General features: G+C 69.6%; 23 protein-coding genes and 1 tRNA gene. 9 read left to right on the top strand and 15 right to left on the bottom strand.

Annotation, left to right across the window (positions count from 1 at the left end; all coding sequences use genetic code 11):
• Positions 1-19 precede the first annotated feature (19 nt).
• Positions 20-622 carry a dihydrofolate reductase family protein gene (locus tag ACFYY1_RS25660; RefSeq protein ID WP_388589623.1) on the bottom strand — a complete coding sequence of 201 codons (603 nt, stop codon included), beginning with the start codon at positions 620-622 and terminating at the stop codon, positions 20-22.
• A gap of 282 nt (positions 623-904) precedes the next feature.
• Here ACFYY1_RS25660 and ACFYY1_RS25655 point away from each other — a divergent pair, with 282 nt between their 5' ends.
• The 3 genes from ACFYY1_RS25655 (at position 905) to ACFYY1_RS25645 (ending at position 4,485) form a co-directional block, all read left to right on the top strand.
• The gene (locus ACFYY1_RS25655) at positions 905-2,401 is read left to right on the top strand and encodes a S1 RNA-binding domain-containing protein (protein WP_388589620.1); all 1,497 of its coding nucleotides are present in this window, start codon (positions 905-907) and stop codon (positions 2,399-2,401) included.
• 111 nt (positions 2,402-2,512) lie between these two features.
• On the top strand, positions 2,513-3,211 hold the full coding sequence (locus tag ACFYY1_RS25650; RefSeq protein WP_388589618.1) for an ArsR/SmtB family transcription factor: 699 nt from the start codon (positions 2,513-2,515) through the stop codon (positions 3,209-3,211).
• Positions 3,208-4,485: an MFS transporter gene (locus ACFYY1_RS25645; RefSeq protein ID WP_388589615.1), complete on the top strand. Its 1,278-nt coding sequence runs from the start codon at positions 3,208-3,210 to the stop codon at positions 4,483-4,485. Before ACFYY1_RS25650 ends, ACFYY1_RS25645 begins: the two co-directional genes overlap by 4 nt.
• A gap of 102 nt (positions 4,486-4,587) precedes the next feature.
• Here the strand turns inward: ACFYY1_RS25645 and ACFYY1_RS25640 are convergent, their stop codons facing one another.
• Both ACFYY1_RS25640 and ACFYY1_RS25635 read right to left on the bottom strand, forming a co-directional pair.
• Positions 4,588-5,580: a phosphotransferase family protein gene (locus ACFYY1_RS25640; RefSeq protein ID WP_388589612.1), complete on the bottom strand. Its 993-nt coding sequence runs from the start codon at positions 5,578-5,580 to the stop codon at positions 4,588-4,590.
• Positions 5,581-5,671: 91 nt separating this feature from the next.
• A complete protein-coding gene (locus ACFYY1_RS25635) occupies positions 5,672-6,331 on the bottom strand; it encodes a class I SAM-dependent methyltransferase (protein ID WP_388589608.1) in 660 nt (219 codons plus the stop codon).
• Positions 6,332-6,764: 433 nt separating this feature from the next.
• Here ACFYY1_RS25635 and ACFYY1_RS25630 point away from each other — a divergent pair, with 433 nt between their 5' ends.
• Together ACFYY1_RS25630 and ACFYY1_RS25625 are read left to right on the top strand one after the other, a co-directional pair.
• Positions 6,765-7,478 carry an alpha/beta hydrolase gene (locus ACFYY1_RS25630; protein WP_388589606.1) on the top strand — a complete coding sequence of 238 codons (714 nt, stop codon included), beginning with the start codon at positions 6,765-6,767 and terminating at the stop codon, positions 7,476-7,478.
• Positions 7,479-7,614: 136 nt separating this feature from the next.
• Positions 7,615-8,259 (top strand): class I SAM-dependent methyltransferase, encoded by a 645-nt coding sequence (locus tag ACFYY1_RS25625; protein WP_388589603.1) that lies wholly within the window; start codon positions 7,615-7,617, stop codon positions 8,257-8,259.
• 48 nt (positions 8,260-8,307) lie between these two features.
• Here ACFYY1_RS25625 and ACFYY1_RS25620 read toward each other — a convergent pair whose 3' ends face one another.
• A complete protein-coding gene (locus ACFYY1_RS25620; protein WP_388589600.1) occupies positions 8,308-9,549 on the bottom strand; it encodes a DUF4303 domain-containing protein in 1,242 nt (413 codons plus the stop codon).
• Positions 9,550-9,694: 145 nt separating this feature from the next.
• On the bottom strand, positions 9,695-11,239 hold the full coding sequence (locus ACFYY1_RS25615) for a hypothetical protein (RefSeq protein ID WP_388589598.1): 1,545 nt from the start codon (positions 11,237-11,239) through the stop codon (positions 9,695-9,697).
• A 148-nt stretch (positions 11,240-11,387) separates the two neighbouring features.
• Here ACFYY1_RS25615 and ACFYY1_RS25610 point away from each other — a divergent pair, with 148 nt between their 5' ends.
• The 3 genes from ACFYY1_RS25610 (at position 11,388) to ACFYY1_RS25600 (ending at position 14,076) form a co-directional block, all read left to right on the top strand.
• The gene (locus ACFYY1_RS25610; RefSeq protein ID WP_388589595.1) at positions 11,388-12,551 is read left to right on the top strand and encodes a sensor histidine kinase; all 1,164 of its coding nucleotides are present in this window, start codon (positions 11,388-11,390) and stop codon (positions 12,549-12,551) included.
• 4 nt (positions 12,552-12,555) lie between these two features.
• A complete protein-coding gene (locus ACFYY1_RS25605; protein WP_388589592.1) occupies positions 12,556-13,227 on the top strand; it encodes a response regulator transcription factor in 672 nt (223 codons plus the stop codon).
• A gap of 297 nt (positions 13,228-13,524) precedes the next feature.
• A complete protein-coding gene (locus ACFYY1_RS25600) occupies positions 13,525-14,076 on the top strand; it encodes a DoxX family protein (protein ID WP_388589589.1) in 552 nt (183 codons plus the stop codon).
• A gap of 113 nt (positions 14,077-14,189) precedes the next feature.
• Here ACFYY1_RS25600 and ACFYY1_RS25595 read toward each other — a convergent pair.
• The 6 genes from ACFYY1_RS25595 to ACFYY1_RS25570 form a co-directional block, all read right to left on the bottom strand.
• Positions 14,190-14,263: transfer RNA gene (locus tag ACFYY1_RS25595), tRNA-OTHER, on the bottom strand.
• Between the two features lie 159 nt (positions 14,264-14,422).
• Positions 14,423-16,237: a protein kinase gene (locus ACFYY1_RS25590; RefSeq protein WP_388589586.1), complete on the bottom strand. Its 1,815-nt coding sequence runs from the start codon at positions 16,235-16,237 to the stop codon at positions 14,423-14,425.
• A gap of 182 nt (positions 16,238-16,419) precedes the next feature.
• Positions 16,420-17,733, bottom strand: a complete 1,314-nt coding sequence (locus ACFYY1_RS25585; protein WP_388589584.1) for a BNR-4 repeat-containing protein — start codon at positions 17,731-17,733, stop codon at positions 16,420-16,422.
• 233 nt (positions 17,734-17,966) lie between these two features.
• A complete protein-coding gene (locus ACFYY1_RS25580) occupies positions 17,967-19,268 on the bottom strand; it encodes an extracellular solute-binding protein (RefSeq protein WP_388589581.1) in 1,302 nt (433 codons plus the stop codon).
• 102 nt (positions 19,269-19,370) lie between these two features.
• Positions 19,371-20,291: a carbohydrate ABC transporter permease gene (locus ACFYY1_RS25575; protein ID WP_388589578.1), complete on the bottom strand. Its 921-nt coding sequence runs from the start codon at positions 20,289-20,291 to the stop codon at positions 19,371-19,373.
• Positions 20,288-21,217, bottom strand: a complete 930-nt coding sequence (locus ACFYY1_RS25570; protein ID WP_388589575.1) for a carbohydrate ABC transporter permease — start codon at positions 21,215-21,217, stop codon at positions 20,288-20,290. The genes ACFYY1_RS25575 and ACFYY1_RS25570 overlap by 4 nt, the downstream gene beginning before the upstream one ends.
• Positions 21,218-21,654: 437 nt before the next feature.
• Between ACFYY1_RS25570 and ACFYY1_RS25565 the strand changes: the two genes are divergently transcribed.
• On the top strand, positions 21,655-23,955 hold the full coding sequence (locus ACFYY1_RS25565; RefSeq protein WP_388589572.1) for an FAD-dependent oxidoreductase: 2,301 nt from the start codon (positions 21,655-21,657) through the stop codon (positions 23,953-23,955).
• Between the two features lie 65 nt (positions 23,956-24,020).
• Here ACFYY1_RS25565 and ACFYY1_RS25560 read toward each other — a convergent pair whose 3' ends face one another.
• The 4 genes from ACFYY1_RS25560 to ACFYY1_RS25545 form a co-directional block, all read right to left on the bottom strand.
• Positions 24,021-24,809 carry an IclR family transcriptional regulator gene (locus tag ACFYY1_RS25560; protein WP_388589570.1) on the bottom strand — a complete coding sequence of 263 codons (789 nt, stop codon included), beginning with the start codon at positions 24,807-24,809 and terminating at the stop codon, positions 24,021-24,023.
• Positions 24,810-25,001: 192 nt separating this feature from the next.
• On the bottom strand, positions 25,002-25,265 hold the full coding sequence (locus ACFYY1_RS25555) for a hypothetical protein (protein WP_388589568.1): 264 nt from the start codon (positions 25,263-25,265) through the stop codon (positions 25,002-25,004).
• A 24-nt stretch (positions 25,266-25,289) separates the two neighbouring features.
• Positions 25,290-25,460, bottom strand: a complete 171-nt coding sequence (locus tag ACFYY1_RS25550) for a hypothetical protein (protein ID WP_388589566.1) — start codon at positions 25,458-25,460, stop codon at positions 25,290-25,292.
• 66 nt (positions 25,461-25,526) lie between these two features.
• A complete protein-coding gene (locus ACFYY1_RS25545) occupies positions 25,527-26,078 on the bottom strand; it encodes a DinB family protein (protein ID WP_388589563.1) in 552 nt (183 codons plus the stop codon).
• Positions 26,079-26,090 lie beyond the last annotated feature (12 nt).

Here is a 26,090-nt window from a genome sequence, read left to right as displayed (position 1 = left end):
CACACGTGCATTCGAGCCGCTACGCGGTGGGGGCTTTCCGGGCGTAGGTGAGGAACACTGCCCCGGACTTCAGAACAGTGTGGTCGGTGAGTTCCCAGGTGCGGGGGTCGAACTCCGCCTTGTGGGAGAAGAGCGGAATTCCTGCGCCGATGGTCATGGGGCTCAGTTTGATGACCAGTGTGTCTATCTCGGAATACAGAGCTCCGGCCAGCTCGGCACCGCCGACCACCCAGATGCCCTTGCCGTCCTGCTGCTTCAACTCCCGTACCGTCGCCGCCGGGTCGTCGGCGATCAGCTCCACGCCCGGGTCCGGGCTCTCGGTCAGCGTCCTGGAGAACACCAGATGGCGCAGGTGCGGGTAGGCGTTCGTCAGCCCGGCCTTGAGGCCGATCTCGTAGGAGCGGCGGCCTTCGAGGACGGTGTCGAAATGCGTGCCGTCGCCCGTGAGGGAGAGCGCGGCACGAGCCGGGGCGGGGAGGGTCTCCGGGTACTCGGCGATGAGGTGCTGGATGTAGTCCTCGGGGATCGGCCAGAATCCGTCCGGACCGGTGGGGTCGGAATTGTCCGGTCCGGCGATGAAACCGTCGAGAGTGGATGCGATGTAGTACACAAGCTTGCGCACGGAAGACCTTCCGTTGATCGATGGGCGGTGGCGATCGGCAAAGGGTGTGCAGTGGACCGAGCCGTACAGGCGAGTGCCTGGACTCTCCATGATCACTGCGTTCCTGTCACGGAGCAAGGATTGCCCGAGGCCGGCGCCCCGCCCTCTCACCGAAGCCGCCCCGGCGAAGACGTTGATCGGCCTCTTCGACATGGGGACAGGCTCTTCGCGCGCGAGAGGGGAGACCGAACTACGCTGACGGCATGTCCCCGGCATCGCCTTCGACCCCTGGCAGGCAGTGACGTGCTGCCTCATGTCCACCGGGTCACCAAATACGACCCCGCCGACCGCGATCAGCGCGGCCACTACACCGGCGCCGAATCCGAGATCAGCGACCACGGACCGGTCGAGGCCGCCTACCTGATGGCAGTGGCCGCCTTCGCCGAAGACACGGGCATCGATCAACTGACCGTCCGGGAACCGGAGATCAGTGGATTCGCCCATTTCGGCCTGGAGCCGCCGGTCGGTGGTCACGGGCTGGCGGGCCTCTTCCCGGACGACCTCGCCGGATTCCATGACGGTGCGTCGGTGTCGATCGAGGTCGGCCTGGAACTCGTCCGGGCCATGCTCCGCGACAGTGGAGCATGGTGCCGTCTGGAGGTCGACGGGGCATTCTCGGTGCACGTCGGCTGGGACCAGTACGTCTACATAGGCAGCAACCAGCCCTGTGGAGCGGCGCTGGCCCGAACCCGCGCACTCGGACTGTTCCCGGAACGCCTGGACACATCCCCGTACGACTTCGTCCCCGATGAGCCCCACGTACAGCGCCCGGCCGACGCCGACTTCTGGGCGCGCCTGCGATGGGTGGTGAGCTCCTGCCGCGCGACCTTTCTGGAGGAGACCTACGTCGCGAACGCGTCGCGCTGGCACCGCCTCACCCGCGACAACATCGAGACCGTGCGTGCCCAACTCGCTCCCCGCGCCCGGCTGGCAGTCTGGTCGGACCTGTTCATCGAGGTCGACGAGGTCGTGTCCGCGTTGCCCGACGAGGGCACGGTGGAGATCCTCTGGGAGGACGTGAACGGCCGGATCAGCGCCACGATTGCCGACGAGACCGAGTTCGGGGAAGTGACCCGTCGCATCACCGGTGCGCGTTCCGCCGCCGTCGTACCCATGACCAGCGATGAGCGCCGGCCGCTGTTCACGGCCGTACTGCCGGACAGCGACGGCATCCTACGTGCTCGCTGGCAGACCGAACCGACGCCCAGCGACCGGGCCTGGGCCGTCCTGAAGACCCTACGGCGCGGTCAGCTCGTCACCGGCACCGTGACGTGCATCGCCGACTTCGGCGTCACCTTCGTCGACATCGGCGGCTTCACCGCGATGATCAACATTCCTGAACTGTCCTGGCGCCCCGTCAGCCATCCCACCGACGTCGTCGGTGTCGGACAGGAGATCACTGCCGAGGTGCTCGACGTCGACATGTCCCGGGAACGAGTTCCGCTGTCGCTCAAAGCTGTGCAGGAGGACCCGTGGCCGCAGGTGGCGCAGCGGATCGGGGAAGTGGTCACCGGTCCGGTCACGAACATCGTGCCGTTCGGGGTGTTCGTCCGCGTCGAAGACCGGGAGGACGGCTTCGCGGGGCTGGTGCGCATCGAAGAGTCGGCCGGCACACCCGTCGAGCGACCCGAGGATGCCGTCCGAGTGGGCGACATCCTCACGGTGAAGATCACCGACGTCGACCTCCCGCGCCGCCGCATTCTCCTTTCGCGCGCTGAGCCGCCTACTGCCGGTTCGTGACTAATTGCCCGGCAATATTCTGACTGCCAGGGCAAGTTGACGTGGATTCAGTAAGTCCTCAACTTCACAACATCTCTTTCGAAACAACTGTTGCAGGTCTATCTTCGGCGCATGGTCGCTTCCTCCGCCGCATCTGCCGCAGCCGCCGATTCCTCGGATCGAGACATGGAGCCGTCGGGACGGGATCTCGAACTCGACACCGCCGCCCTGCGTGTACTTGCTCACCCATTGCGCCTGAACGTGCTCACCCTGTTGCGCGAGCGGGGTCCTTCCACCGCCACCCGCATCGCGGAGGAACTCGGCATCAACCCCGGCGCGGCGAGCTACCACCTGCGTCGCCTCGCGTCGGGCGGGCTCATCGTGGACGAGCCGGGCCGGGGCACCGGGCGGGAACGATGGTGGAAATCCCTCCACCGTCAGTCGATCCACGATCCTGCGACAGCGCCCGCGGAGCAACGCGAGGCCGGTCGCGCATACACACAGGCAGTCGCTGTGGCCGCTGCGGACCGATTGCGCAGGGCGGCGCAAGAGGTACCCCTGCTTCCTCAGGAGTGGCTCGACGTCACCGTCTACAGCGACTTCCTCCTGTACTTGACGCCCAGCGACATGGACCGGATGAGGTCCGAGCTCTTCGAAGTGATCGCCCGCTACCGCCACCGGGCGGAGGAAGTACCCGAAGCGCGTGAAGCGTCCGAAGCGCCCGAAGTGTCTGAGGCGCCTGAGGCGCCCGGAGGTTCCTCTCCGATAGTGCTTCAGGTACAGGCGTTTCCGGTGCTCGGTGCGGCCCTGCCAACGATGGGCGACGCGTGAGTACGCACGGCACAGCAGCGCCCGCGCGGCCCGCTCACCGGGATGTCAACGTCCTTCGCTGGCTTGCCGCGTACACCGCCTCGGTGACGGGCGACGTCGTGTACTTCCTCGCGCTGTCCTGGGCTGCCACTCGGACCGGCGGGCCGTCGCAGGCGGGCCTGGTGGTCGCGGCCGGCGCGCTGCCCCGGGCGGTACTCATGCTCGGCGGGGGCGTGGTGGCCGACCGGTTCGGGCCGCGCCGGGTCGCTGTGGTCAGCGATGCGGTCCGCTGCGTGGTGATCCTCGCCGTGGCCGCAGCGGTCATGGCGGCGTCTCCGGATGTGTGGCTGTTGGTCGCGGTGGCGTTGATCTTCGGTGCGGTGGACGCGGTGTTCATGCCGGCGGTGGGTGCGTTGCCGCCGCGCATCACGACGCCCGGGCAACTCGCCAGGGTCCAGGGGATGCGCGGGCTGTCGATCCGGCTGAGCAACGCGGTCGGCCCGCTCCTGGCGGGGACGGTGCTGGCCATCGGCGGTGCGGCCGGCGCGTTCACGGCCGCGGGGTTCCTCTTCGCCGGCTCACTCGCCGTGCTGCTGACCGTGCGGACCGCGCCCCCGACCGAGGTTCCTCAGCGAGCCTCTGCCCGGCGTGAGCTGGGCGACGGATTGCGGTACGTCCGCCGCCACCGGACGCTCGCATCCCTGGTCGCAGTGATCGGACTGAGCGAGATGTGCTTCAGCGGCCCGGTCGCCACCGGCCTGGTGCTCCTGGCGGACGAGCGCGGCTGGGGCGCGTCGGGGATGGGCTGGGTCGCGAGCGCGTTCAGTGTCGGGGGTGCGGCGGCGGGGTTGTTGCTCACCGTGTCGCCCAGGATCCCACGTGCCGGGCCGGTGATGTCCGGGGCGTTGCTCGTGACCGCTGCGGGCGCGGTCGCGTTGGGGCAGGCGCCCTCATTGCCCGCCGCTGTGGGGCTCGGCGCCCTGATCGGCCTGACCAGCGGGCTCACCACGGTCGTGACCAGCGCCCTGATCCAGACGGAGACCGACCCGCGATACCTCGGCCGGGTCACCTCGGTCACGACCCTGTGCACCTTGGGCCTCGCACCCGCGCTCTTCCCGGTGGCCGGCGTGACGGTGGCGCTGTGGGGAGCGGATGTGTTCTTCGCCGGGTGCGGCCTGATCTGCCTGTCCGCCGCGGTGCTCGGCCTGGCCGTGCCCGTGCTACGTCGTGCCGAACTCCGACCGCCGACGACCGGGGCCGCCGAGCAGGCTGGCCGTAACCAGCGTACGGGGTAGGGCAGTTCCTCCGTATTGAGCCCGGCGGGAAGACGGATCGGTGTGAGCCGACCGAGTCGAGCGAGCAGCCGAGTGATCCGTGCGGCTCGACACACCCGAGGGCTACGCCGACGGCAGCAGCGCCAGTGCCTCCTTCGCGTTGTGGACAGCGACTGCCTGCATGAACGCCCGACCGGGGAAGTCGCCGTCGAGCAGACGCAGCGGGCCGGCCACCAGTGACAGCCGCATCGCGAGCATGTAGAGGTCCAGTCGCCGGGGATCGAGATCGGACCGGGACAGTGCGGCGTACCGCTCATGGAAGCGGAGCCGGAGGAAGACGTGCTCCCACTCGATGTCGAAGTACATCAGGCCCTCGATGTCGATGAGGACGGGGCGCCCGTCGGCATCCACCATGACGTGGTCGGGTCCGAGTTCTCCGTGGATCAGGCCGTATTCCTGGCGAGGGCTCACTCGTTGCGCCAGCTGTTCAAGACGGTCGTGCAGAGCGGATTCAGCCGCCGCGATGCTGCCATCACGCCCCGCCGCCTCCTTGAGGTGCCCCTGGGCACGGTCGAGGACCCGTTGTTCGCACGGGATCTCGGAGGCGCAGTGGCCATGCTCCTGCAGGTCCACCCTGCCGTAGTTCCGCGACCGGTCACGGTGCATCACGCCAAGCATCTCGGCAAGGCCGCCGAGGGCGCCTGCCGCGCGCGCGGGGTCCGTCTCGAAGAAGGCTTCGAGTGTGCCACCGGAAACGTCCTCGATCACGGCGACATCTGCCGGAATGCGGCGTCGGCTGTCATCCGCCAGCAGCACTCGCGGAACCCGGACTCCCAGGCCGTGCAAGGTTCGTTGTGCGGCCAGGAACTGGACCAGACCTGACGCGGGCGCGAAGGGATCGACGGGGTCGGCCTCTCCTGTGCTCGGCCAGTAGTTCTCGTCCTCGGCCCAGCTGTAGACGATCACGCTCTCGGTACGGGGCCCATCGAGGCGAGCCCGGTACACGCCCTTCTGGCTTCCCCCACGCAACCGGTCCACCGAGACGACGCGGCGTCCCGCTCCCAGTGCATCACGCACGAGTTCCGACAGGGTTTCGGTGTCCGCGAATTGCCTCATCCGTAGAAACTACACCGGAGGTGTCGCGCGTCCGGCCGGACGGATTCTCCCTGCCAGCGGCAGCGTCCGCTCGTGGGTCCGCAAGGCGTCTTCATGCAGCGTGGTGCCAGACCAGCGTGTAGCGCCAGAACAACCGCCGGCGCAGCCGTGCGCCGGGCAGCGCCTGGCGGGTGTCGCGAACGATGTCCGCGAAGGTCGTGGTCGCCGGTCGGGTCGGGGCGGTCATCGAGGCCGGTCGCGGCGTCTTGCGGCCCCTGTTCTTGATCCAGGCCATGGCGACATTCGACGGAACGGCGACGGCATCGATCAGGTGATCGCTCCGGGACTGTGGGCGGTAGAGGCCGACGACGACCAGGGTTCCGCCGGGCGCCAGGTGCTGTCGGAAGCGGGTCAGGGCCTTGGCGAACGGCATGTGGTGGATGGTGGCGACACATGTGATGACGTCATAGGGGCCGGGCGGCAACTCCTTCAGCGCGTCCTTGACGGAGAAGGTCACCGGGGCCGTCGGGGCTGTGAGTTCCCGCGCGCGAGCGAGGATGGTGGGGTCCACGTCGATGCCGTGCACCGCTCCGGCCCGCGAGGCCAGGAGCCTGGCGAGGTCACCGCTGCCTGATCCGATGTCCAGGGCGCTGTCGAAACGTCTGGGGAGCCGGCGCAGGATCCATCGGTGGTAGTGGGCGTTGTGATCCCAGGGATGGGTGGCGTGGAACTGTTCAAGTGCTCGCACGATGCGGGGCCGCGGTGTCGTCATGAGGTGAGTCCATCAGAGCATCAGCCGTCTGCGGAACCACAGCCGGGACGGTACGACCGCCGGCCGCTCGGCCGGGATGCCCGGCCGAGCGGCTCTCCCGACTGCTCGCCATCACACATCGGTCATCACGTGGCGCGACGTTCCCTACGTCGAACTCCCGGGCGGGCACCACGCCTTCGACCTCTTCCACTCCTTGCGATGCGAGGCGCTCATCGACGGCATCGAGGAGTTCGCCACGTGGGTGAAGACGGGGAAGAGGCCGATCCAGGGCAGGTTGCCGACAGGGGCAGGGGGCAGGGGCCGTCGTGGGCCGTGTTGTGTTTCTGGTCCGCCCAGAGACGCACGGTGCGCTTTCCGAGCCGCTGCGAGGGGCGCGGTTCTGCTGTTGGCTGACGCGGTCGCGCCTCCGAGACAGAGGCGACAGCATTGGCGGATGCAGCCGATCTTCGTACTCGTGCACAGCCCCTCCGTAGGCCCTTCGACCTGGCACCCCGTGGCCGAACGTCTGACGGCGGCGGGGTACCAGGTACGGGTGCCGTCCCTGTTGCACATCGGCGCCGGTGCTCCGCCCTTCTGGCCCTGCGTTGCCGACGCCGTCCGCGACGACCTCCGGCAGGTTCCGGCCGACAGCCCCGTCACGTTGGTGGCACACAGCAACGCAGGACTGTTCCTCCCGGCTGTCCGTTCGCGCCTCGATCATCCGGTGACCGGTTCGGTCTTCGTCGATGCCGCGCTGCCGGACCGGACGGGACCGACCCCTGTCGCCTCGCCCGAACTGCTGGAATTCCTCCGCCCGATGGCGGTGAACGGCAGACTGCCGCGCTGGACCGACTGGTGGGACGAGGCGGACGTCGCCCCCATGTTCTCCGATCCGACGATGAGGCGAGCCGTCATCGAGGAGCAGCCTTCCCTTCCGCTGTCCTACTACGAACAGCACATCCCGGTCCCCGATGGCTGGGACGACCACCCGTGCTCCTACTTGCTGTTCGGTCCTCCGTACGAGAACTGCGCCGCCGAGGCGCACGAACGCGGCTGGCGCGTGGCACATCTGCCCGGTGCGCACCTCCATCAGATCGTGGATCCCGCGGGAACAGCCAGGCACCTCGTCGAACTGGCCGGTTGGGCGTGGAGCACCCGATCGCCCTGACCCCGATGGGCGGTTCGGCCGGTGGCGCTCCGGCGGGGGCGGTCCCGCGCGGCGGCGGGCTCTTGTGCCCTTGTGCCCTGTGCTCCGACGGTGGTCAGGAAAACATCGCGCAGTTGATCGACTACCGTGTCGGAGCATGAATGTGAGTGGATGGCTGGCAGACACCCGGAGTTCGTACGACACGGTCGCGGTCAGCTACGCGGACCAGCTGCGCGAGGCCATCGCAGGGGAGCCGTACCTGAGTGCGGCACTGGCGTTGTTCGCCGACATGGTCCATGCAGCCGGCGGCGGGCCGGTGGCGGACGTGGGCTGCGGACCGGGGCATGTCACCGCTCACCTGCAGGGGCTGGCTGTGGACGCATTCGGGATCGACCTGTCGCCCGGGATGATCGACGTGGCCCGGAGCGACCACCCCGACCTGCGGTTCGAGGTGGGCACGATGACGGACCTCCCCCTCGCCGACGCCTCCGTCACCGCTTTGCTCGCCTTCTGGTCATTGATCCACATTCCCGACGAGGAGATCCCTGCGGTCCTCGACCACTTCCGACGGGTCGTGCGCCCCGGCGGACCACTGCTGATCGGCTTTCACGTCGGCGACGAGTCGCGACTGAAGACCCAGGGATACGGCGGCCACCCGATGAACGTGTATGTCCATCGACGACAGCCCGCCCGGATGACGGACTGGCTGCGCGATGCCGGATTCACCGTCGAGGCCCAATGGCTGCTCGATCTCGACGAGAGCCGGCCAGGAGCTCTCCTCTTCGCGCGTCGCCGGTCCTGAGGGCTGCTCCATGACCCGCCACCGGACGGACCCCGGGTTCGTGCACGCTCATCCGCCGAGCGTGGCCGCTACGTCGCGTACCGACGGATCCGGGTCGTCCTGGCGCAGGTGCCGCAGTCGGGCGGTGTAGCGCTCGTGCTGCCCCGCGTCCAGCGGCGCGCCGGACAGGACGACGAGCGCGTGGCGCCGTACGACGGGCAGAGCCGAAGCCAGTGCGGCGAGCGCTGTTTCGACCTCGTCCGCGCCGATGGCGCAGAGCCCTCTGCCGGGGGAGAGCTCGTGGAGTACGGCGGCATGACGGTCCGGATGCGCCGTGAGAACGTTCTCCAGCGGCGCGTAGTCGAGGGCACCGTGCGCGCTGTGGTCGCGGAACGATGTGTACGGTGCGGCCAGGCCCTGCGCTGCCACGTCCGGCGGAATGCTGTCGAGCCGCCTGGCCACCAGATCCATCCGGCCGAGGCGTGAGAGCGCTGCCGCGGCCCAGGCCCGGTCCGGTTCGCCGAGGTGCCCGTCGGACATGGTTCGTTCCAGCGCCTCGGACACCTCGGCCGATGCGATGCCGATGTCGGCCAGGAGCTTCGCCCAGCGCCATCTGTCGGGCGAGCAGTCCAGACGCGCCAGCGCGGCGGGAACGGTGAACGCACCGAGTGCCCGGAGCGACTCCACCGCCTGCTCGGAGGGCAACGGCGAATCGCGTGACTCGACGATGGCGACGAGCTCGTTCACCCGCTGCTGCGGAGGCAGCGCGGCCAGCCGGTCCGCCTCGCGCAGCTCGGCGTCCAACTCCGGGAAGTGCTGCCGTACCTGTGCCCGGGTCAGACTCGACGGAACGAGTTCCCACGCCTCGTCCATCGCGACGACGACGAAGTCCTCGCCCACCGCTCCGCCGGCCACCAGCTGCTTCCGCGCTGCCGTGCAGGCCTTGACGGCGGTACGCAGGTAGCGCTGGTGGACCGCTTCCCAGTGCGGTCCGTCCCCGGCCGTCGCGGCTGCCTCCAGCCGGGAGGCCCACTCCTCCTCGGCGGCTCCCGGGTCGAGTTGCCATGGCCAGTCCGCCGGGCTCCACCGCAAGGCCTGAGCATCGAGCGGGTCGGACGCCGTCGCTGCGAGTCTCTCCTCGCTCGCCACGCCGACGAGCGTCCAGGCGATGGTGCCGCCGGACTCGGCGTAGAACTCATGGACAGCCGCGCCGTAGATGTGCTCGTCGGGGTGCTCGGCACACATGCGGAGGACGAAGCCGACGACTTGTTCTCGTATCGCCGCTTCGAGTCCGGCCCAGTCAAAACGCATCCGTGGACCCTACCAAGGGTGGTGAAGGCACCGGCCGGTGTGCCGTCCTCGGTGCGACAGTTGCGGCAGCGGCGGAGCGGCTGAGTGCGACCGACGCCGCCGGCGGGGGCCGGCGCACGAAGCGTCGGCCTCGTGCTGCCGACGGTCACCTCCAGCGCCCCGGTTGCCCGGTCCGCCCGTCGCTTCGCGGCAGGCGCCTCAGGGCGAGCCCCAGGAACACCACCACGTACGCACACAACACAGCGATCCCGGCCCACCACGGAAGCGGGAAGTATCCGGTGGAGGGTACGAAGTGGGCGGTGAGCTGCGGATACTCGACGAGGGTCTGCTGGGTGGCGAAGCCGGCGGCCGGAGTGACCCGCAGCAGCCACTGCGACAGACCGTCGGCCAGCAGCGGGACGGAGGTCACGGCGTACGGGACCACGATCGCCAGTACGGCGGCGAGGACCGCGAGCCGGACGCGGCGAAGGAGGACGCCGAGCGCGAGCGCGAGCACGGCGGAGAGGGCGAGCACGGCCGCCGTCCCGACGATCACCCGCGCGCCGGTGAACGCGGACACCGCGATGACGGTGATCCCGTGCTCGCGCTGAATGGCCGTGCCGACCGGGAGCACGACACCCACGGCAAGGAGACCGGTCACGAATGTGACGGCTCCGACGACGGCCGCCTTCGCGGCGAGCCCCCGGCGGGTGACCGGAGTGCCGCGCGCGGGATCACGGCAGGACCCGGACGCGACGAACCGCACGGCGACCACGAGCACGATGAGCAGCCCGGGGGCCAGACCGCCGAGGGTACGTTCCACCGGGCGGTCTCCTCCCTCGGTACCTCCCGGCCCGATGTCGCCGATGCCGGTGACGGTGATCGTGTCGCCGTCCACCACCGCCCCGGATGCCTTGTGGTACTTCTCCCAGTCGGTCCGGTTCATCTCCCCGATGGTGTCGGAGCGCCAACCCTTGGCGGAGGAGGGCGCGCCGCTGAGAAGGACGTTGTCGAAGGAACCGCCGGCCTGAGTGAAGCGCACCTGTTCCGTGGCGCCGCCGAGGCCGACGGGCCGCAGCGTCAGATCGCCGGGAGAGGTGGCGAACAGACCGACCTGCACGGTCCGGGGCAGCCCGGACAGCTGCGCCGTGCCGACCTTCGCCCACTGCTGGCCGTCGTCGGACTCGTAGCCGGTGACGGCGTCGCCCGACCGGGTCAGCCGCAGCCAGCGTGGCGACTGGGCCGAGACCCCACCGGGGCGGCCCGCGATGTCATGTCGGTAGTCGTACTGCATCCGCACACCGTGGCTGCCGGTGAGCATCAACGCCGCGTACGACGACCCCCGGCGGATCCCGTCCTTGATGATGATCCCGGCCTTCGCCCACGGCACCAGGCCCGGGACGATCCGGTCATGGTCCGGCGGCGGATAGGTGATCGTGCCCGTCATGGATGTCATGCGGACCGTGATGCTGCCGTTCTCGCCCAGATCGCGATGCAGGAAGGAGAACTGGTCGTTGACGTGGGAGCCGTCCGGCCCGGTCGGTTCGGCCGGGCACGGGCCGTCGCAGGACGTGCGGTCGCTGAACGCGGGGAGGAGACCGAGGGCGATGACGACCAGAGCCGCGGCCGCCATCGCGATCAGCCGGCCCGGACGCCGGAACCCGGTCCACTCCTGTCGAACCTGCCGGAGCAGTGCATTGGTCGTGAGCATGGGATCGGTTCTACGGTTCGGCCCATGACATGGTCCGAACCGCCTCTGTCATCCCGCTGTTAGGTGCCGTGGGGCAGTCTGGGTCCGACTGCCGGACCCGCGGCGGACGAAGACGGAAGAAGAAGGAGGAAGCAGGAGAGTGAGGAACGTGGGAAGGCTATGGAGCTGGACCGTCGGACGGCGATTCACGATCCTGTACGCGGCCGGGTTCCTCGGCTCCGGAATCGTGCTGCTCGCCCTGACATACCTGATGTCCGGTGGCCGGGTGTCCGGCGTCGCTCCTGAGCAGCCCCCGGCCGGCCCGTTCGACGCTGCCGCCGCCGAACAGCAGATCCACGATCTGCAGAGGCGACTCGCGGACGTGCACGCGCAGCAGAGCCACCGGTTGCTGGTCGGCTCGCTGATCGCACTGCTGGTGATGGCGGGTGTCTCGCTCCTGCTCGGCCGCATCCTGGCCGGCCGTGTCCTGCGACCGTTGCGGCTGATCACGGCGGCAACACGGCGGATCTCCGCGGAGAACCTGGATCAGCGCCTCGCCGTGACCGGGCCCATCGACGAGGTCAAGGAGCTGGCGGACACGGTCGACGGCCTTCTGGAGCGACTCGAAGCCTCGTTCGTCGCGCAGCGCCGGTTCGTCGGCAACGCCTCGCACGAACTGCGCACGCCACTGGCGACGATCCGGGCTTCGCTGGACGTCGCCGCCGCCAAACCGGAGCCCGCGGCGCAGACCGTCGCGCTCGTGGGCCGGCTTCGGACCGAACTCGACCGGGTGGACCACCTGCTGGACGGCTTCCTCGTCCTTGCACGGGCCCAGCACGGCATCCTCGCCGACCCGACCCCCGTGTCGCTGGGCGAGTTGGCACGGGAGGCACTGACCGGACGAGCCGGAGACATCACCGCGAAGGAGCTGACCGTCGACGACGACGCCGTCGGGCCGGACGCCTGGACACGGGGCAGTCAGGCACTGCTGTCCCGGATGGTGGAGAACATGGTCGACAACGCGATCGTGCACAACGAGCGGAGCGGCTGGATCCGGGTTGCCACCGAACGCGACGGCGCCGGAACACACTTCGTCGTCGAGACCGGTGGGCGCGTTCTCGACCAGGCCCGGGTGGACCGGCTGACGCAGCCCTTCGAGCGGCTCGGCGCCGACCGGACGGGACCGGAGGGCAGTTCCGGGCTGGGACTCTCGATCGTCGCAGCGATCGTCGCGGCGCACGGCGGCCGCCTCACCCTCCTGGCCCGGCCGGAGGGCGGCCTGAGTGTCGGGGCGGCGCTGCCGACGGCGGTCGGTCGCGGAGAGGAGAAGTGAAGCGGTGAGAGTTCTGGTCGTGGAGGACGCGAGGTCGCTCGCCGAGGTCGTGGCCGAGGGGCTGCGGGACCAGGGAATGGCCGTCGACGTCGCGCACGACGGCCTGGCCGCCGCTGCCAGGCTCGACGTGAACACGTACGACGTCGTGGTCCTCGACCGTGACCTGCCCGGGATCCACGGTGACACCCTCTGCCAGATGATCACCGAGCGGGACGACCGCGCGATGGTCCTGATGCTGACCGCGGCCGGGGCACCCGGCGACCGGGTCAGCGGCTTCACCCTCGGCGCCGACGACTACCTCGCCAAACCCTTCCACTTCCCGGAGCTGATCCTGCGCATCCACTCCCTCGCCCGCCGCAGACCGGCCGCCCGGCCCCGAACGCTGCGCGCCGCCGGCCTCGAACTCGACCCGGTACGCCGCATCGCCCTGCGCGACGGCCGCCCGCTGGAGCTGTCGGTCAAGGAGTTCGCCGTCCTGGAGGCCCTGCTGCGCGCCGCCCCCGGCTTCCTGAGCGCCGAGGACCTCCTGGAACAGGTGTGGGACGAGAACGCCGACCCGTTCACCAACACCGTGACCGTCACCATCGGCCGACTGCGACGCAAGCTGGGCGGCCCGCCCGTCATCACGACCACACCCGGGGTCGGCTATCGCATCGCCGGCGCTCCGGCTCCCTGACGCGGCAGGGCGGGATCCACCACCGGACGGCGGCGTGCGGATCTCGGCACGACCGGGGCGTCACCGTCAGCGACCGGGCGGATCGGTGCAGGACGCATCACGCCGACCGCAGGGCTTTCACCTGCTGATACCGCGCGCACTCCACCGCTGCGGGGTCGATACCGGCGGGAGGAGGGGTAACGATGGAAAGGCAATCCGCTTCGCGCACTTCGATGCGAGAACGCGCATCTGCTCGATGGTGGGGGCGGCAGTCCGACTGAATCTCCGCGGCAGTCCGGAGCGAAGAAGGAGTCTGCGATGAAGTTCGTCGATGAGAAGCTGCGTGCCCCGCCCCAGCAGGCGGCCCGCGTTCCGGGAGCGACCGTGGTCTCTGCCGGCGACTGCGGTCTGCTCCTTGTCAGGATCACCTTCGGCCTCCTCATGGCCGGGCACGGATCACAGAAGCTCTTCGGAATATTCGGTGGTGAAGGTCTCGACGCAACGGGCAGGGGTTTCGCCGCTCTGGGATACCGCCCAGGAGCGGTCTATGCCGCCATCGGCGGTGGTTCCGAGTTCCTGGGCGGCCTGGGCCTGGCGCTGGGGCTGTTCACCCCACTGGCAGCGGCCGCCCTGATCGGCGTGATGATCAATGCCATGGCGACCGTCACCGCGGCACATGGTTTGTGGGCGTCGGAAGGCGGCGTCGAGTACAACGTATGCATCGCGGTCGTGGCACTGGCCGTCGCCGCCATCGGTCCCGGCCGGTTCGCCCTCGACAGACCGTTCCGCTGGGGGAGGGGCGGCTGGCTGGAAGCCGCATTCGCGCTGTTCGTGGGCGGTATCGGTGCCGCCGTCGTGCTGAGCCTTTGAACCAGGGCGAACCAGGGCGAACCGGGGCGCGGACGTGGACGGATGCGGACGGCTGCCGTGCCCGCCGTCGATGTCAGGGACGTGGCCACTGCGGGTGACGGTGGAAGGCGGGACGGGGCCGACCGGATTCGAACCGGCGTCCTCCCACACGCGGTGAAGGCGCGACAACCTCTGCGCTACGAGCCCCGTCCCGCCGGGGATCATACAAGCAAGGCGCACTCCGCAGCCCCGGATCACCGTCGCGTACCCCTAGTAGGCGGCGCCCGGGTCGCTCCGGACGAGACCGTTGTGCACGGGGAGACGGGCTGCGGGACCGGCCGGCACGGAGGATGGTGGGGACCGGCTCTCAACCGCGCGTGAACCAGCCGCGGGGCTGATCGGTGCGGCGGCGCGCCCGTCGCCTGTAGCGGGACGCGAAGCGGCGCGCATCGCTCCCGAGGTAGCTCCGGGCGTTCCCCTCTTCGGCCAGTGTGTCTCCCAGCTGCGCCAGCATGGCAGCCGCGCGCTCGAATTCACCGGACTCGCCGAGGCTGCGCGCGTGGGCGAAGACGGTCTTCGCGGACCATTCCCGGTCTTCGCCGTCGCCGAGGGCCGCCAATTCGTCGTAGCACCGCGCGGCCGTCTCGTAATCCTGCATGAGGTAGGCGTCGTCGGCCACGGTCAGATGGATGTCACGGCGATGGGAATCGTCGGCAGGCAGTCCACGTACCAGGTCCGGCAGCAAGCGCTCCAGGATGGCCCTTCGCCGCTTCACATCCTCGGCCCTGTCCCGCGACAGCCCCTTGCACAGGCCCGTGGCCAGCTCGGCGCGGGCGTGCAGGGTGACCGGGTCGAAGGGGCCCAGCACATCCTGCGCCACCTTGATGACCTCGCGCATCTCGGCCGTCACCGCAGTCCTGTCCGCGTGCTCCGACTGAATCCGGTGCCCCAGCAGCACTGCCCGTGCCTCGATCGTCCGCCGATCCTGATCGCCGAAGACCCTCCGCAACTTCGGAACGGTCCGGGCCAGAGCCGTGTCGGTCGGGTCCCGGCGCCACAACCGCCGGGCACGGACGAGGACGGCCTCCGTGGTCAGTGGGTCGTCCGGGCCCAGTTCCCGCTGGGCCTCGGGGATCAGCGCACCCATCAGTTCCTGGAACTCGCCGAGGTCGGAGTCGTCGGGCAGTGCCATGATCTGGCCCAGCCGACGACGCAGCGCGGCACGTACCGGTTCCGCCCCCTCGTCGAGGACCGTGGGCGTGTACGAGGGGGGTTGAGGCGTCGTGCCCGGCCGCGGCGCGGTGGGCTCGGTACCCTGGGCCAGCAATGTCAGGCGTTGCGCGACAGCGGCTGCGTGCGGCGGCCGGCCGGCCGGGTCCTTGGCCAGGAGGTCGAGGACGAGTTGGTCGGCGGTGGCGGAGAGCGAGGGGATGAACGCGCTCGGCCGCGGCGGCGGGGCGCCGATGTGCTGGGCGTACAGCTCCTGCCACGACGTCCCGGGGAACGGCAGCCGGCCGGTCCACATCTCCATCAGCAGGCAGCCGAGCGAGTACAGGTCCGAGCGGGCGTCCGCCGCGCCCCGGAAGCGTTCCGGAGCCATGTACAGAGCGGTGCCGATGACGCCGTTCCCGGTGAGATCGGTTCGGGAGAGCTGGTGCCGGGCAATGCCGAAGTCGAGGACCTTGAGGGTGTCCGCCGTTCCGATCATCACGTTCGCGGGTTTGATGTCGCGGTGCACGATCCCCGCCGAGTGGGCCGCTTCCAGCGCCGAGCAGATCCGCCCGGCCCAGCCGACGGAGTCGTGGAAGCCGGGGAGACCCCGCCGAAGTACGTCTGCGAGGCTCTCTCCTCGCACCAACTCCATCACCAGATAGACGAGTTCCCGCCCCTCCCAGTGGATGTGGGCGAAGTCGTGGACGGTCACGATGTTCGGATGTGCGAGAGAGCCGGCGAGTTCCGCCTCCCGCACGAACCGGCGGGCGTCCTCCACGGTGTCCGGAACCCCGGTCTTCACCGCGACATCGCGATTCATACGCAGATCACGGCCCTGCCAGACGGTGCCGAACCCTCCGGCGCCCAGCCGGGAATCCAACCTGTAACGCCCGTCCAGTACATCCCCGGCCTGCGGCACGTTCTCTTCCCCCTGAATCCCTGTGACCCTGTCCTCACCGACTCCCCGCATTCTTGGGTCCGAGCACGGCCGTTGTCATCAGATCCACAGCAATACCTGCCTGCAGGAGCCGGTGGAGGTACCCCGCCGTCGGCCGGGCGCACCGGACGGACGCGGCGCGGTCCAAGGGTCCGAACGGGCGGGAGGGGCGGCGTCCGTCGTCCGCCGCCCCTCCCCGCCGCCGTTTCAGGGCATCAACGAAGCCCGTAGTACAGCGAGTTGTGCGTCGTGTCCGGCAGGTACAGCACATCGTTGCCGTCCGAGTCCCGCCGTACCGCGAGCCGGTCCGCGCTCACGCCCGGTGCGGCGGACTGAGCGGTCCAGGTCCCGTCCGCCGTCTGCGTCGCGGCGAAGACGCGGTCGGTGCCGGAGCCGGTGACGTAGTAGATCCGCTTGGTGTCGGTCTCGTCCCAGGTGATGCCGAGGGCCGCGGCGGTCTGGCCGCCGGCGTACACGGTCTTGCGGACCCAGTCGCTGCCGCTCGGATAGGCGTAGTACACACGGAAGTTGCCGCCACTGTCGGCCGAGCGGTAGCGGTAGGCGACCTTCGGGGTGGAACCGTCGAGGGTGAGCTTGGCGCTCTGCACCGCCGGACCCGTGTAGGCGTTGTCGATGCTCCATTCCTCACCTGTGGTGAGCTCCTGGATCACATCGGACGTGTCGGGCGTCACCGGGGTGGTGACGGCCGCGCCCGCGCTGTCCGCGAAGGCGCCGGTCGAGGGGTCGTAGCTCAGGTAGGAGAGCTGGTGCCGGAACCCGGTCGCCGGGGCCTTGGCCCACTCGTACAGGAGATGCACGCGGCCGCCGGCGTCCACCGTCAGGTCGTCGGGGTACACCGAGCGGTTCAGTGCGTCGGCGAAGGTGGCGACCACGCTCCAGCGCGCGGCGGCGTCGTCCCAGCGGTACAGCTTGCCGGGGCGCTTGTCGGAACCGGCTCCGACACGGGCGGCCAGGTACAGATCGCCGTTGGGTGCGGTGGTCACGATCGGGTAGGTGATGCCCACGCCCTGGTCGGGCAGTTCGGACGCGTGATCCGTGACGTCCCCGCCGGGGGCCTCGGTGCGGAAGTAGCGCCAGGGGTCGGCGTGCATGGAGGCGAACACATGCAGACGGCCGCTGCCGTCGCGCGCCACGGACGCCTGGTTGTGACCGTTGTCGTCGGGGAACTCGGCCTGCTGTCCGCTCTTGTCGAGCAGCGGCAGACGGCTCCACAGCCCATCCGGGTCGCGCCGCGCGATCGCCGGACGGTGCGTGGCGGCCGTCGAGCCGGGCTCGTTGAAGGCGAAGTACGTGTACTGACCGCGCCCCTTGTACGTGGCGACCGGCGTCCACCAGGCTGCCTGGTTCGACGAGTCCATCGTGTACGGGACCTTCTCGATCACCGTCGCCGCCGCCGCGGTCGCGGCACGGTCCGTGCCGTCGGCGCGGGCGGTGGCCGGGACGAGCGCGAGCAGGGCGGCCAGGGACGCGGCTGAGGCGGCGTACGAGCGTGCCGTGGGACGTCGCAAGGTGAACTCCTTCGTGGCGGTGTGGCGGTGAGGCGGTGAGGCGAACGGGAGTGGCCCCGCAGGCCGGAACACCCCCTCCGCTGCGCCCGGAATTTACAGCAGATCCCAGATCATGAATAGAGGATGCACAATACGGAACTTGAATACGTCCTGAGGAATGCGTGTGCGGCATGGCGAAGGGCCCGGTGAAGGCCGTTTCGACCTTCACCGGGCCCGGAGCGCCGCGCGCCGGCTCAGCGCTTGATGAGGGCGGCGACCTCCTCGCCGGCCTTCTTCATCGCGTCCTTCGGCTTCGACTTGCCGACCAGGACCGCCTGGACCTGCTTGGCCACGGCCTCCTCGATCTGGGCGTTCTGCGCGAACTGCCAGAACGGGCTGCCGGTCGCCGTGTCGGTGATCTTCTCGGTCCACTCGGTGGTGAAGGTGTCCTGGGCGACCTTCGGGTCGGACAGGCCCGCCGTGGTGGACGGCGGCAGGGCGCGGGAGGCGAAGTACTCGGTGGTGGTGGCACGGTCGGACGTGGTGTGCAGGGCGAACTCCGTCGCCGCGTCCTGTCCCTTGCCCTTGACGATCGCGATCACGCCGCCCCACAGCAGCGCCTGCGGCGTGTCACCGGCCTTCAGCACCGGCCGCTTCATCGGCTGCATCGCGTCGGCCAGCGTCTTGTCCTTGGACTGCGCAGAGGTCACGCCCTTGCCGATGATGGCGTCGTCGTAGAAGGCGGCCTTGCCCTGCCCGAACAGGGCACGCGCGTCGAAGCGGTCCACGTCCGCGGCGATCAGCTTCTCGTCGTGCAGCTTCTTGTACCAGGTGACCGCGTCGACGGAGGCGTCGTCGCCGATGGTCACCTTGTCGCCGTCCATGAGCGTGCAGCCGAAGGTCTGCATCCACGGGAAGATGTCCTTGAGCTGCGCGACCTTGGTGGCCGCGGCGTAGGGCACGATGCCGTTGCCGAGCCCCTTCAGCTCCCGCAGCGCGCCCTCGAACTCCTCGATGGTGGTGGGGTGCTTCTTGATGCCGGCCTTCGCCAGGAGCTTGGAGTTGGCGATCACGCCGATCGAGCCGGTGTTCCACGGCAGGCCGTACTGCTTGCCGTCGTACATGCCGCTGTTCAGCGCAACGTTGGTGTAGCCGCCCTTCATGGCCACGGTGTCGAGCTCGGCGAGCTTGCCCATCTGCGCCACCGCGGCGAGCCAGGCGATGTCGAGGTGCACCGCGCCGGTCGTCTCGCCGCCGCCGAGCTTGAGGGTGAGCTGGCTCAGGTACTCGTTGTACGGGTACGAGACCGCGCGGATCTTGGAGCCCTCGGCCTTCTCCCACGCCTTGATGATCTTCTCGATGGAGGGCTTGGCGGCCTCCTCGTTGAGCGACCAGGAGGTGAAGTCGAAGTCCTTGGACTTCGTGTCGCCTCCGTTCGAGGAGGTGCTGGCGCCGGACGGTGCGCAGGCGCCCAGCGCACCGGCTCCGGCCACACTGAGCGCGCCGATGCCGAACATGCGCAGCGCGCCGCGCCGGCTGATGCCAGAGGTGGTCATGGTCTCTCCATGGGGGAGTGGGTGGAAGGGAAGGGCGTGGGGGGAGGGTGCGGAAGGATCCCGCGGGCTCAGCTCTTGACTCGGCGGGACGATCCCGTCGGCTCAGCTCTTGACCGAACCGGCGGTCATGCCGCCGACGAGGTAGCGCTGCAGGAACATGAAGGCGATGACCACGGGGACGGAGACGACGAGCGAGGCCGCCATCAGCTCGGGCCAGGCGGTCTGGAACTCGCCGATGTAGGTGGAGACGAGGCCGGGCGGCAGAGTCTGCTTCTCCTTGTCGGCCAGCGTCACCGCGAAGATGAAGTCGTTCCAGCCGCGGACGAAGGCGAACAGGCCGGCGGCGATCATGCCGGGCGCGGCCAGCGGCGCCACGATGGAGTGCAGCGTCCGCCACCGGGACGCGCCGTCGATGGACGCGGCCTCCAGCAGGGCGTCCGGAATGGTGTCGAAGATGCCCTTCAGCATCCAGACGCACAGCGGCATCGTGAACGTGGTGAAGGACAGCACCAGGGCGGTGTACGTGTTCAGCAGTCCGAAGCTGGAGAAAACGGCGTACAGCGTCACCAGCAGGACCGCCTGGGGGAACATCTGGGAGGCCAGCACCAGGTGCATCAGCGACCGGCGTCCGCGGTAGCGGAACTTGGAGAACGAGTAGCCCATGTATGTGGCGACGACCACGCTCAGCACGGCGGTGATCGAGGCCACGATGAGGGAGTTGACCAGGTACTTGATCAGCTGCTCGTTCTCGGCGAGGGCCGTGAAGTTGCTGAAGGTGATCTCGGTGGGTATGAGCTTCGGCGGGAACTGGAAGGTCTGCTCGGGGCTGCTCAGGGCGGTGGCCAGCAGCCAGTAGATCGGCAGCATGCCGAAGGCGCCGATCACCAGGACCGCGGTCCAGGCCGCGATCCGCGAGCGCAGCAGGTCCTTGCGGATCCGGCGCCGTGAGGTGCGCCCGGCGGACGTGGTGCGCGGCCTCAGCCGCTCGGCGCCGGACAGGGGGGTGGAGGTCGTGGAGGTCATCGGGCGTCGCCCTTCCGCTCGGTGATCCTGAGGTAAACGGCGACGAGGAGGAGCAGGAGCAGCATCCACAGTCCGCCCAGCGCGGTCGCCCGGCCGATGTCGAAGCCCTTGAAGGCGGTCTGGTACACGGCGGTCGCGAAGGTCTCGGTGGAGCCCGCCGGGCCGCCGCCGGTGAGCACGTAGATGGTGTCGAAGTGCTGGAAGTTCCAGATGAACTCCAGGAGCAGCACGATCGAGGCGACACCGCGGACCTGCGGCCAGGTGACGGCGAAGAAGCGCCGGATCGAGCCCGCCCCGTCCATGGAGGCCGCCTCGTGCAGTTCCTTGGGAACGGTCTGCAGACCGGCGAGCAGCATCACCATCATCCAGGGGAAGCTCGCCCAGGTCTTGGTGATGATGACGGCGAGCATGGCGGTGCCGGGCTGGCCGAGCCAGGAGATGGACTCCTCGATGATCCCGGCCTTCATGAGGATGCCGTTCAGCACGCCGTAGTTCGCGTTGAAGATCCACATCCACAGGAAGGAGATCACCACGCCGGGGATCACCCACGGGAACAGGAACAGGCCGCGCAGGAAGCCGCTGCCCTTGAGGCCCGAGTTCAGTGCGAGCGCGAGCGCGAAGCCGATCACGAAGGGCACGACCGTCGCACCGACGGTGAAGACCAGCGTCTGCTTGAGGATCGTGAGGAAGTCGCCGTCCAGCCAGTAGGCGAAGTTCTCCAGGCCGACGAATTCCCGGCCCGGCAGCCGCAGATCCTGCCTGAAGAAGCCGGTGAACAGGGCCGAGACCAGCGGGTAGACGATGATCGTCGCGAACAGGGCGATCCCCGGGGCGGTCAGCAGCAGTGCGAACGCGCCGTTGGAGAGCCGCCCACCGGCCCGCTCACGGCGTGGAGCGGCCTTCTGGGGAGGTGCGGCCGTACTCATGGGTGTGTCCTCTCAAACGGGGCGGGAGCGGTGTTGCAGGGCGTGGCACGGAAGGCCGTGCACCGGCAGCCGGATACGACGCGGCCGGGCGCGAGTGGTGAGTCGCCCCGTCCCCTGTTTCGCCCGAGGCCCTGTGTGAATGCCATTGCATGCTCCGTTGAACGCAAGTTGCAGCATGCGGGATCGTTCTCCATATCGTGCGACGGCGTCAACCCTGCTGGTGAGCGAATCGCCGGTTCTGTACGGCACCGGCGAAGTCGCCGCACTTGCCATGAGCTGGTCCGTCGACCCGCGGCGACGGTGTCGTCGGCTGCGCTGGAAACTTACAACACATCCCACTGGCTGAACAGTGGTTGCACAATATGGATGTGATGTACGTTCAAGGCCGCTCCGCTGTGGCGGAGAGAATCCGAGCTTCACATCAAGGAGGCCGCACCGTGCGGGAAGAAGAGGTCCATTACGACATCGCCGTCATCGGCGGCGGCCTGGCGGGGACCTGTGCGGCCATCGCCGCGGCGCGGCTCGGCCGGCGTGTCGCGCTGGTCAACAACCGGCCCGTCCTGGGCGGCAATGCCAGCAGCGAGGTCCGTGTCTGGGTCTGCGGCGCCACCGCCCACGGCGTGCACCGCTGGGCCCGGGAGACCGGCATCATGGGCGAGCTGTACACCGAGAACCAGTTCCGCAACCCCGAAGGCAACCCGTACTACTGGGACCAGGTGGTCCTCGACGCGGTCCGGGCCGAGCCGAACATCGACCTGTACCTCAACACCGACGTACGCGAGGTCGAGGCGAGCGGCCCGGACGAGGCACGCGAGGTGCACTCCTGCACCGGCTGGATGATGGGCTCCGAGCGGCGCATCACCTTCCACGCGCACCAGTTCCTCGACTGCACCGGCGACGGCCTGCTCGGCCACCTCGCCGGAGCCCACCACCGCATCGGCCGCGAGGCGCGCGCCGAGTTCGGCGAGCCCTGGGCGCCCGAGGAGCAGGACGAGGCGCTGCTCGGGTCGACGATCCTGTTCCACACCAAGGACACGGGCCGGCCGGTGAAGTTCGTGCCGCCCGCCAGCGCCCGCGACCTCACCACCACGCCCATCCTGCGCAACCGCGTCCTGCGCACCGGCGACAACGGTTGCGACTACTGGTGGATCGAGTGGGGCGGCGAGCTCGACACCGTCCACGACAACGAACGCATCCGCGACGAGCTCCAGTCCGTCATCATGGGCATCTGGGACCACATCAAGAACTCCGGCGAGTTCCCGGACGCCGAGAACCTGACCCTGGAATGGGTCGGCAGCCTCCCCGGCAAGCGCGAGTACCGCCGCTTCCTCGGCGACCACATGCTGACCCAGCAGGACATCCTCGAACAGCGGCAGTTCGCCGACCGCGTCGCCTTCGGCGGCTGGTCCGTGGACCTCCACCCGGTGCAGGGCATGTACGCCGACGAGCCCGGGGCCCGCCAGCGCTACGCGGACGGCATCTTCCACATCCCGCTGCGCTCCCTGTACTCGGCGAACGTCACGAACCTCCTGTTCGCCGGGCGCAACATCTCCGCCACCCACATCGCCTTCGGCGCCACCCGTGTCATGGCCACCTGCGCCACGCTCGGCGAGGCCGCGGGCACGGCCGCCGCGCTCTGTGTCGCCGAGGGCCTCACCCCGCGCGAACTCGCCGCAAAACACCCCGAACTGGTGCGCCGTACCCTGCTGCGACAGGACGCCTCGGTCATCGGCCTGTACGACGACGACCCCGACAACCTGGCGCGCACGGCCCGCGTCAGCGCCTCCTCGCACCTGAGCCGCCTGGCCGCCGAGCCCACGCGGACCGCACCCGGCGAGCCGTACCCGCTCACCCGCGACCTCGCGCTGCTGCTGCCGGTGGACCCCGCACTCGACACGGTCGACCTGCTCGTCCACGGCGTCCCGGGCGAGCCGGCGAGCGAACTCACCGTGGAACTGTGGAGCACCGGCCGCCCCGAGAACGCGGTCCCCGTCGACCACCTGCTCACCACCACGGTGACCGTGCCGGCCGACGGCCCCCACTGGGTCACGGCCCGCCTCGGCCACCGCCCGGACGCCCCGGAGAACGTCGTCCTGATCGTGCGCGCCTGCCCGGGCGCCGCGCTGGTCCTCGTCCCCGAGCGCACCGACGGCGTCCTCGCACTGCGCAGCAGGGTCGAGGGCGATGCGGCCGTCGACCACGACATTCCGGAGGAGGACGGCCAGCTGGTCCTGGAATGGCAGGCCCGCGGCCTGCGCCGCCGGACCTTCGGCTTCCGCGCGGCCCCGGACACCGCCGCGTTCCTGCCCGAGCGGGCCGTCGGCGGATTCCAGCGCGCTTACGGAGGCCCGCAGATGTGGTCGTCCGAGCTGCTGCCCGACCCGGACCGGGCCGAGCAGTGGCTGAGCCTGGACTGGGACGAGGAGCAGCAGCTCACCGAGGCCCGCGTGGTGTTCGACGACGACGTCGACGAGTACCTCAACAACCTGCACCGCCACCGCACCCCGTTCGAGGTCATGCCGGAACTGGTCCGCGACTACCGCCTCCAGAGCCGCGAGCCCGACGGCACCTGGCGCACACTGCTGACGGTGGAGGGCAACCGCCGCCGCCACCGCGTGCACCCGCTGAACGGTGCGGACGGCGGGCCCCTGCGCACCGGTGCGCTGCGGCTCGTGGTGGACGCGACGCACGGCGCGCGGCACGCGCACGTGATCGCGTTCAAGGCGTACGGCGCGTAAGCGGCACGGCGAAGGGGCCCGGTGAAGGTCGAACAACCTTCACCGGGCCCCTTCGCCGTGTGATTTCAGAGGACGCCCAGTGCCTGGCTGATGGCGTCGGCGGCCTCGATGACCTCACGGGTGAGGGCGAGCCGCTGCCCGTTGGTCTCGGCGTGGTTGCCGAGGAGGGAGGCCGGGCCCCACAGGGAGATGGCGGCGACCACGTCCCCCGAGGCGTCGCGGACGGGCGCGGCGAGGGAAGCGCGGCCCAGGGCGCGTTCCTCGGCCTCGATCGCGTAACCGGTGCGGCGGACCGTGTCTATCTCGGCGTCGAGGAGGTCGTGGCTGGTGGTCGTGTAGTCGGTGTGTGCCGCGAGCGGCTCGGGGAGCAGCCTGCGGCGCTCCTTGGGCGTGAGGCCGGTGAGAAGGCATTTGCCGATGCTGGTGGCGTGCAGCGGAGCCGTGTGCCCGGCCTGCGTATAGGACTTCGGGGCGCGGTGCCCCTCGAAATTGCACAGGAACATCAGCTCGGAGTCCCGGCGGACGGCGACATTGGCCCCCAGTCCGGTGCGGGTCGCGAGGTCCTGGAGGACCATGCGGGCCGCGCGGTGGACGGGGTGGCGGTTGGTCGCGGTGGCGGCGAGCGGGAGAATCCCGAGGCTGAGGCGGTAGAGGTTGCTGACCGGGTCGCGTTCCACCATGTCGAGCCGTTCGAGGGTGGACAGGAGCCGGGAGGTGGTGGAAGACCCCAGCCCGGTGAGTTCGGCGACGTCGGAGACGCGTAGTTCGGCGCGGCCGGCGTCGAGTGCGCGCAGTACCGAGACCGCTCGTTCGACGCTCTGGTTCGTCCCGGCATCGGTCGCCCGCGTAGCCATGACCCTCCTCATTTTGCAAATGGCTTGCACAATCTGCATCAGCATATCGCGTCGACCTGGGGATGTCCCTGAGTTGCACCGGCTCAAAACGGACCGGATCCGGGCCCGTACCGTCCCGCGGGGGACGGTGCACGGACTGATGCGGCGGCGCCCTGAGCCGTCCTTCGCCGGGCACGGTGTACGGGGCGCGTCTCACCGGGCGTCGCCCGTCCGCGGCATGTCCGGACGAGCCGCCCGTCTCGCCGGCGCCCACGCGTGAGGGTTGCGTTCCGCGGCGGCGTGCCACCAGCGGGGCGGAGACGTGCCGGTGACTTCGGCGGTGGGCTGGTCGGGATGGAGCCCGAGACGTCTGAGGGCGTCGGCCCGGACGTGGATGTGGAACCAACCGTGCCAGTGGCCGTCAGTGCCGATGCCGCAGGCCAGACCGCATCGGATCTCGTCCGGATCGAAGGGCATCCAGTCGATGCCGCGGTCGCGCAGTCAAGCGCGGACTGCCGCCATCGGGCGGAGGCGGCCAGGCAGGTTCTCGTAGGCCGCGATGGTGATCCAGTCGTCGATCGGCGTGTCCATGGCATCCATGATGCCGGGGACGGCCCGCGACTGCCACAGCCATTCTTCGAGTGCGGCGACGAGGCAGCCGCCTCGTGGCACACAGCGGGCAGACCTTTCGACTGGGCCCGGTCCGACAGCGCGTGGACCGGCCGGGCCCGCCCCCGGTCACACCCCGACGGCTCCGTCGATCCGTTCCCGGATCAGGTCGGCGTGCCCGTTGTGCCGGGCGTACTCCTCGATCATGTGGATGAGTACCCACCTCAGCGAGACCGCTCCTCGCCAGGCGTCACGGCCCTGGACGTCGAGGTGAGGGGCCTCGGCGGCGAACTCGCGCGCGAAGGCCACCTCGTCCCGCCAGGCCCGCCAGGAGGCGGCGACGACTTCGGGCGCAGCAACCGCACCGTCGAAATCACCCTCCGGGGCGTCCGCCGAGGAGAAGCGCAGCTCGACGTCGTGCCCGGCGAGCACGGCCCGGAACCAGCGGCGCTCCACGTCGGCGAGATGCCGGACCAGGCCGAGCAGCGAAATCGAGGACGGGGAAACGGACCGCATCGCCAACTCGGGCCCGAGAGCCGAGCACTTGAGCTCCAGGGTGGCGCGCTGGGCGTCCAGCATGGCTGTGAGCATGGGCCGTTCACCCCCCGTCGCAGGGCCGCTGAACCGGTTGCCGCTGTCAGTTCCGGCAAAGAGCTCGATCCGTCGGTCGGGAATCCTCATGAGTGCATCATG

Origin of the sequence: Streptomyces sp. NPDC001890 (assembly GCF_042891445.1) — a bacterium.
Taxonomy (GTDB): Bacteria; Actinomycetota; Actinomycetes; order Streptomycetales; family Streptomycetaceae; genus Streptomyces.
This window is presented reverse-complemented; position numbering and strand designations above follow the sequence as displayed.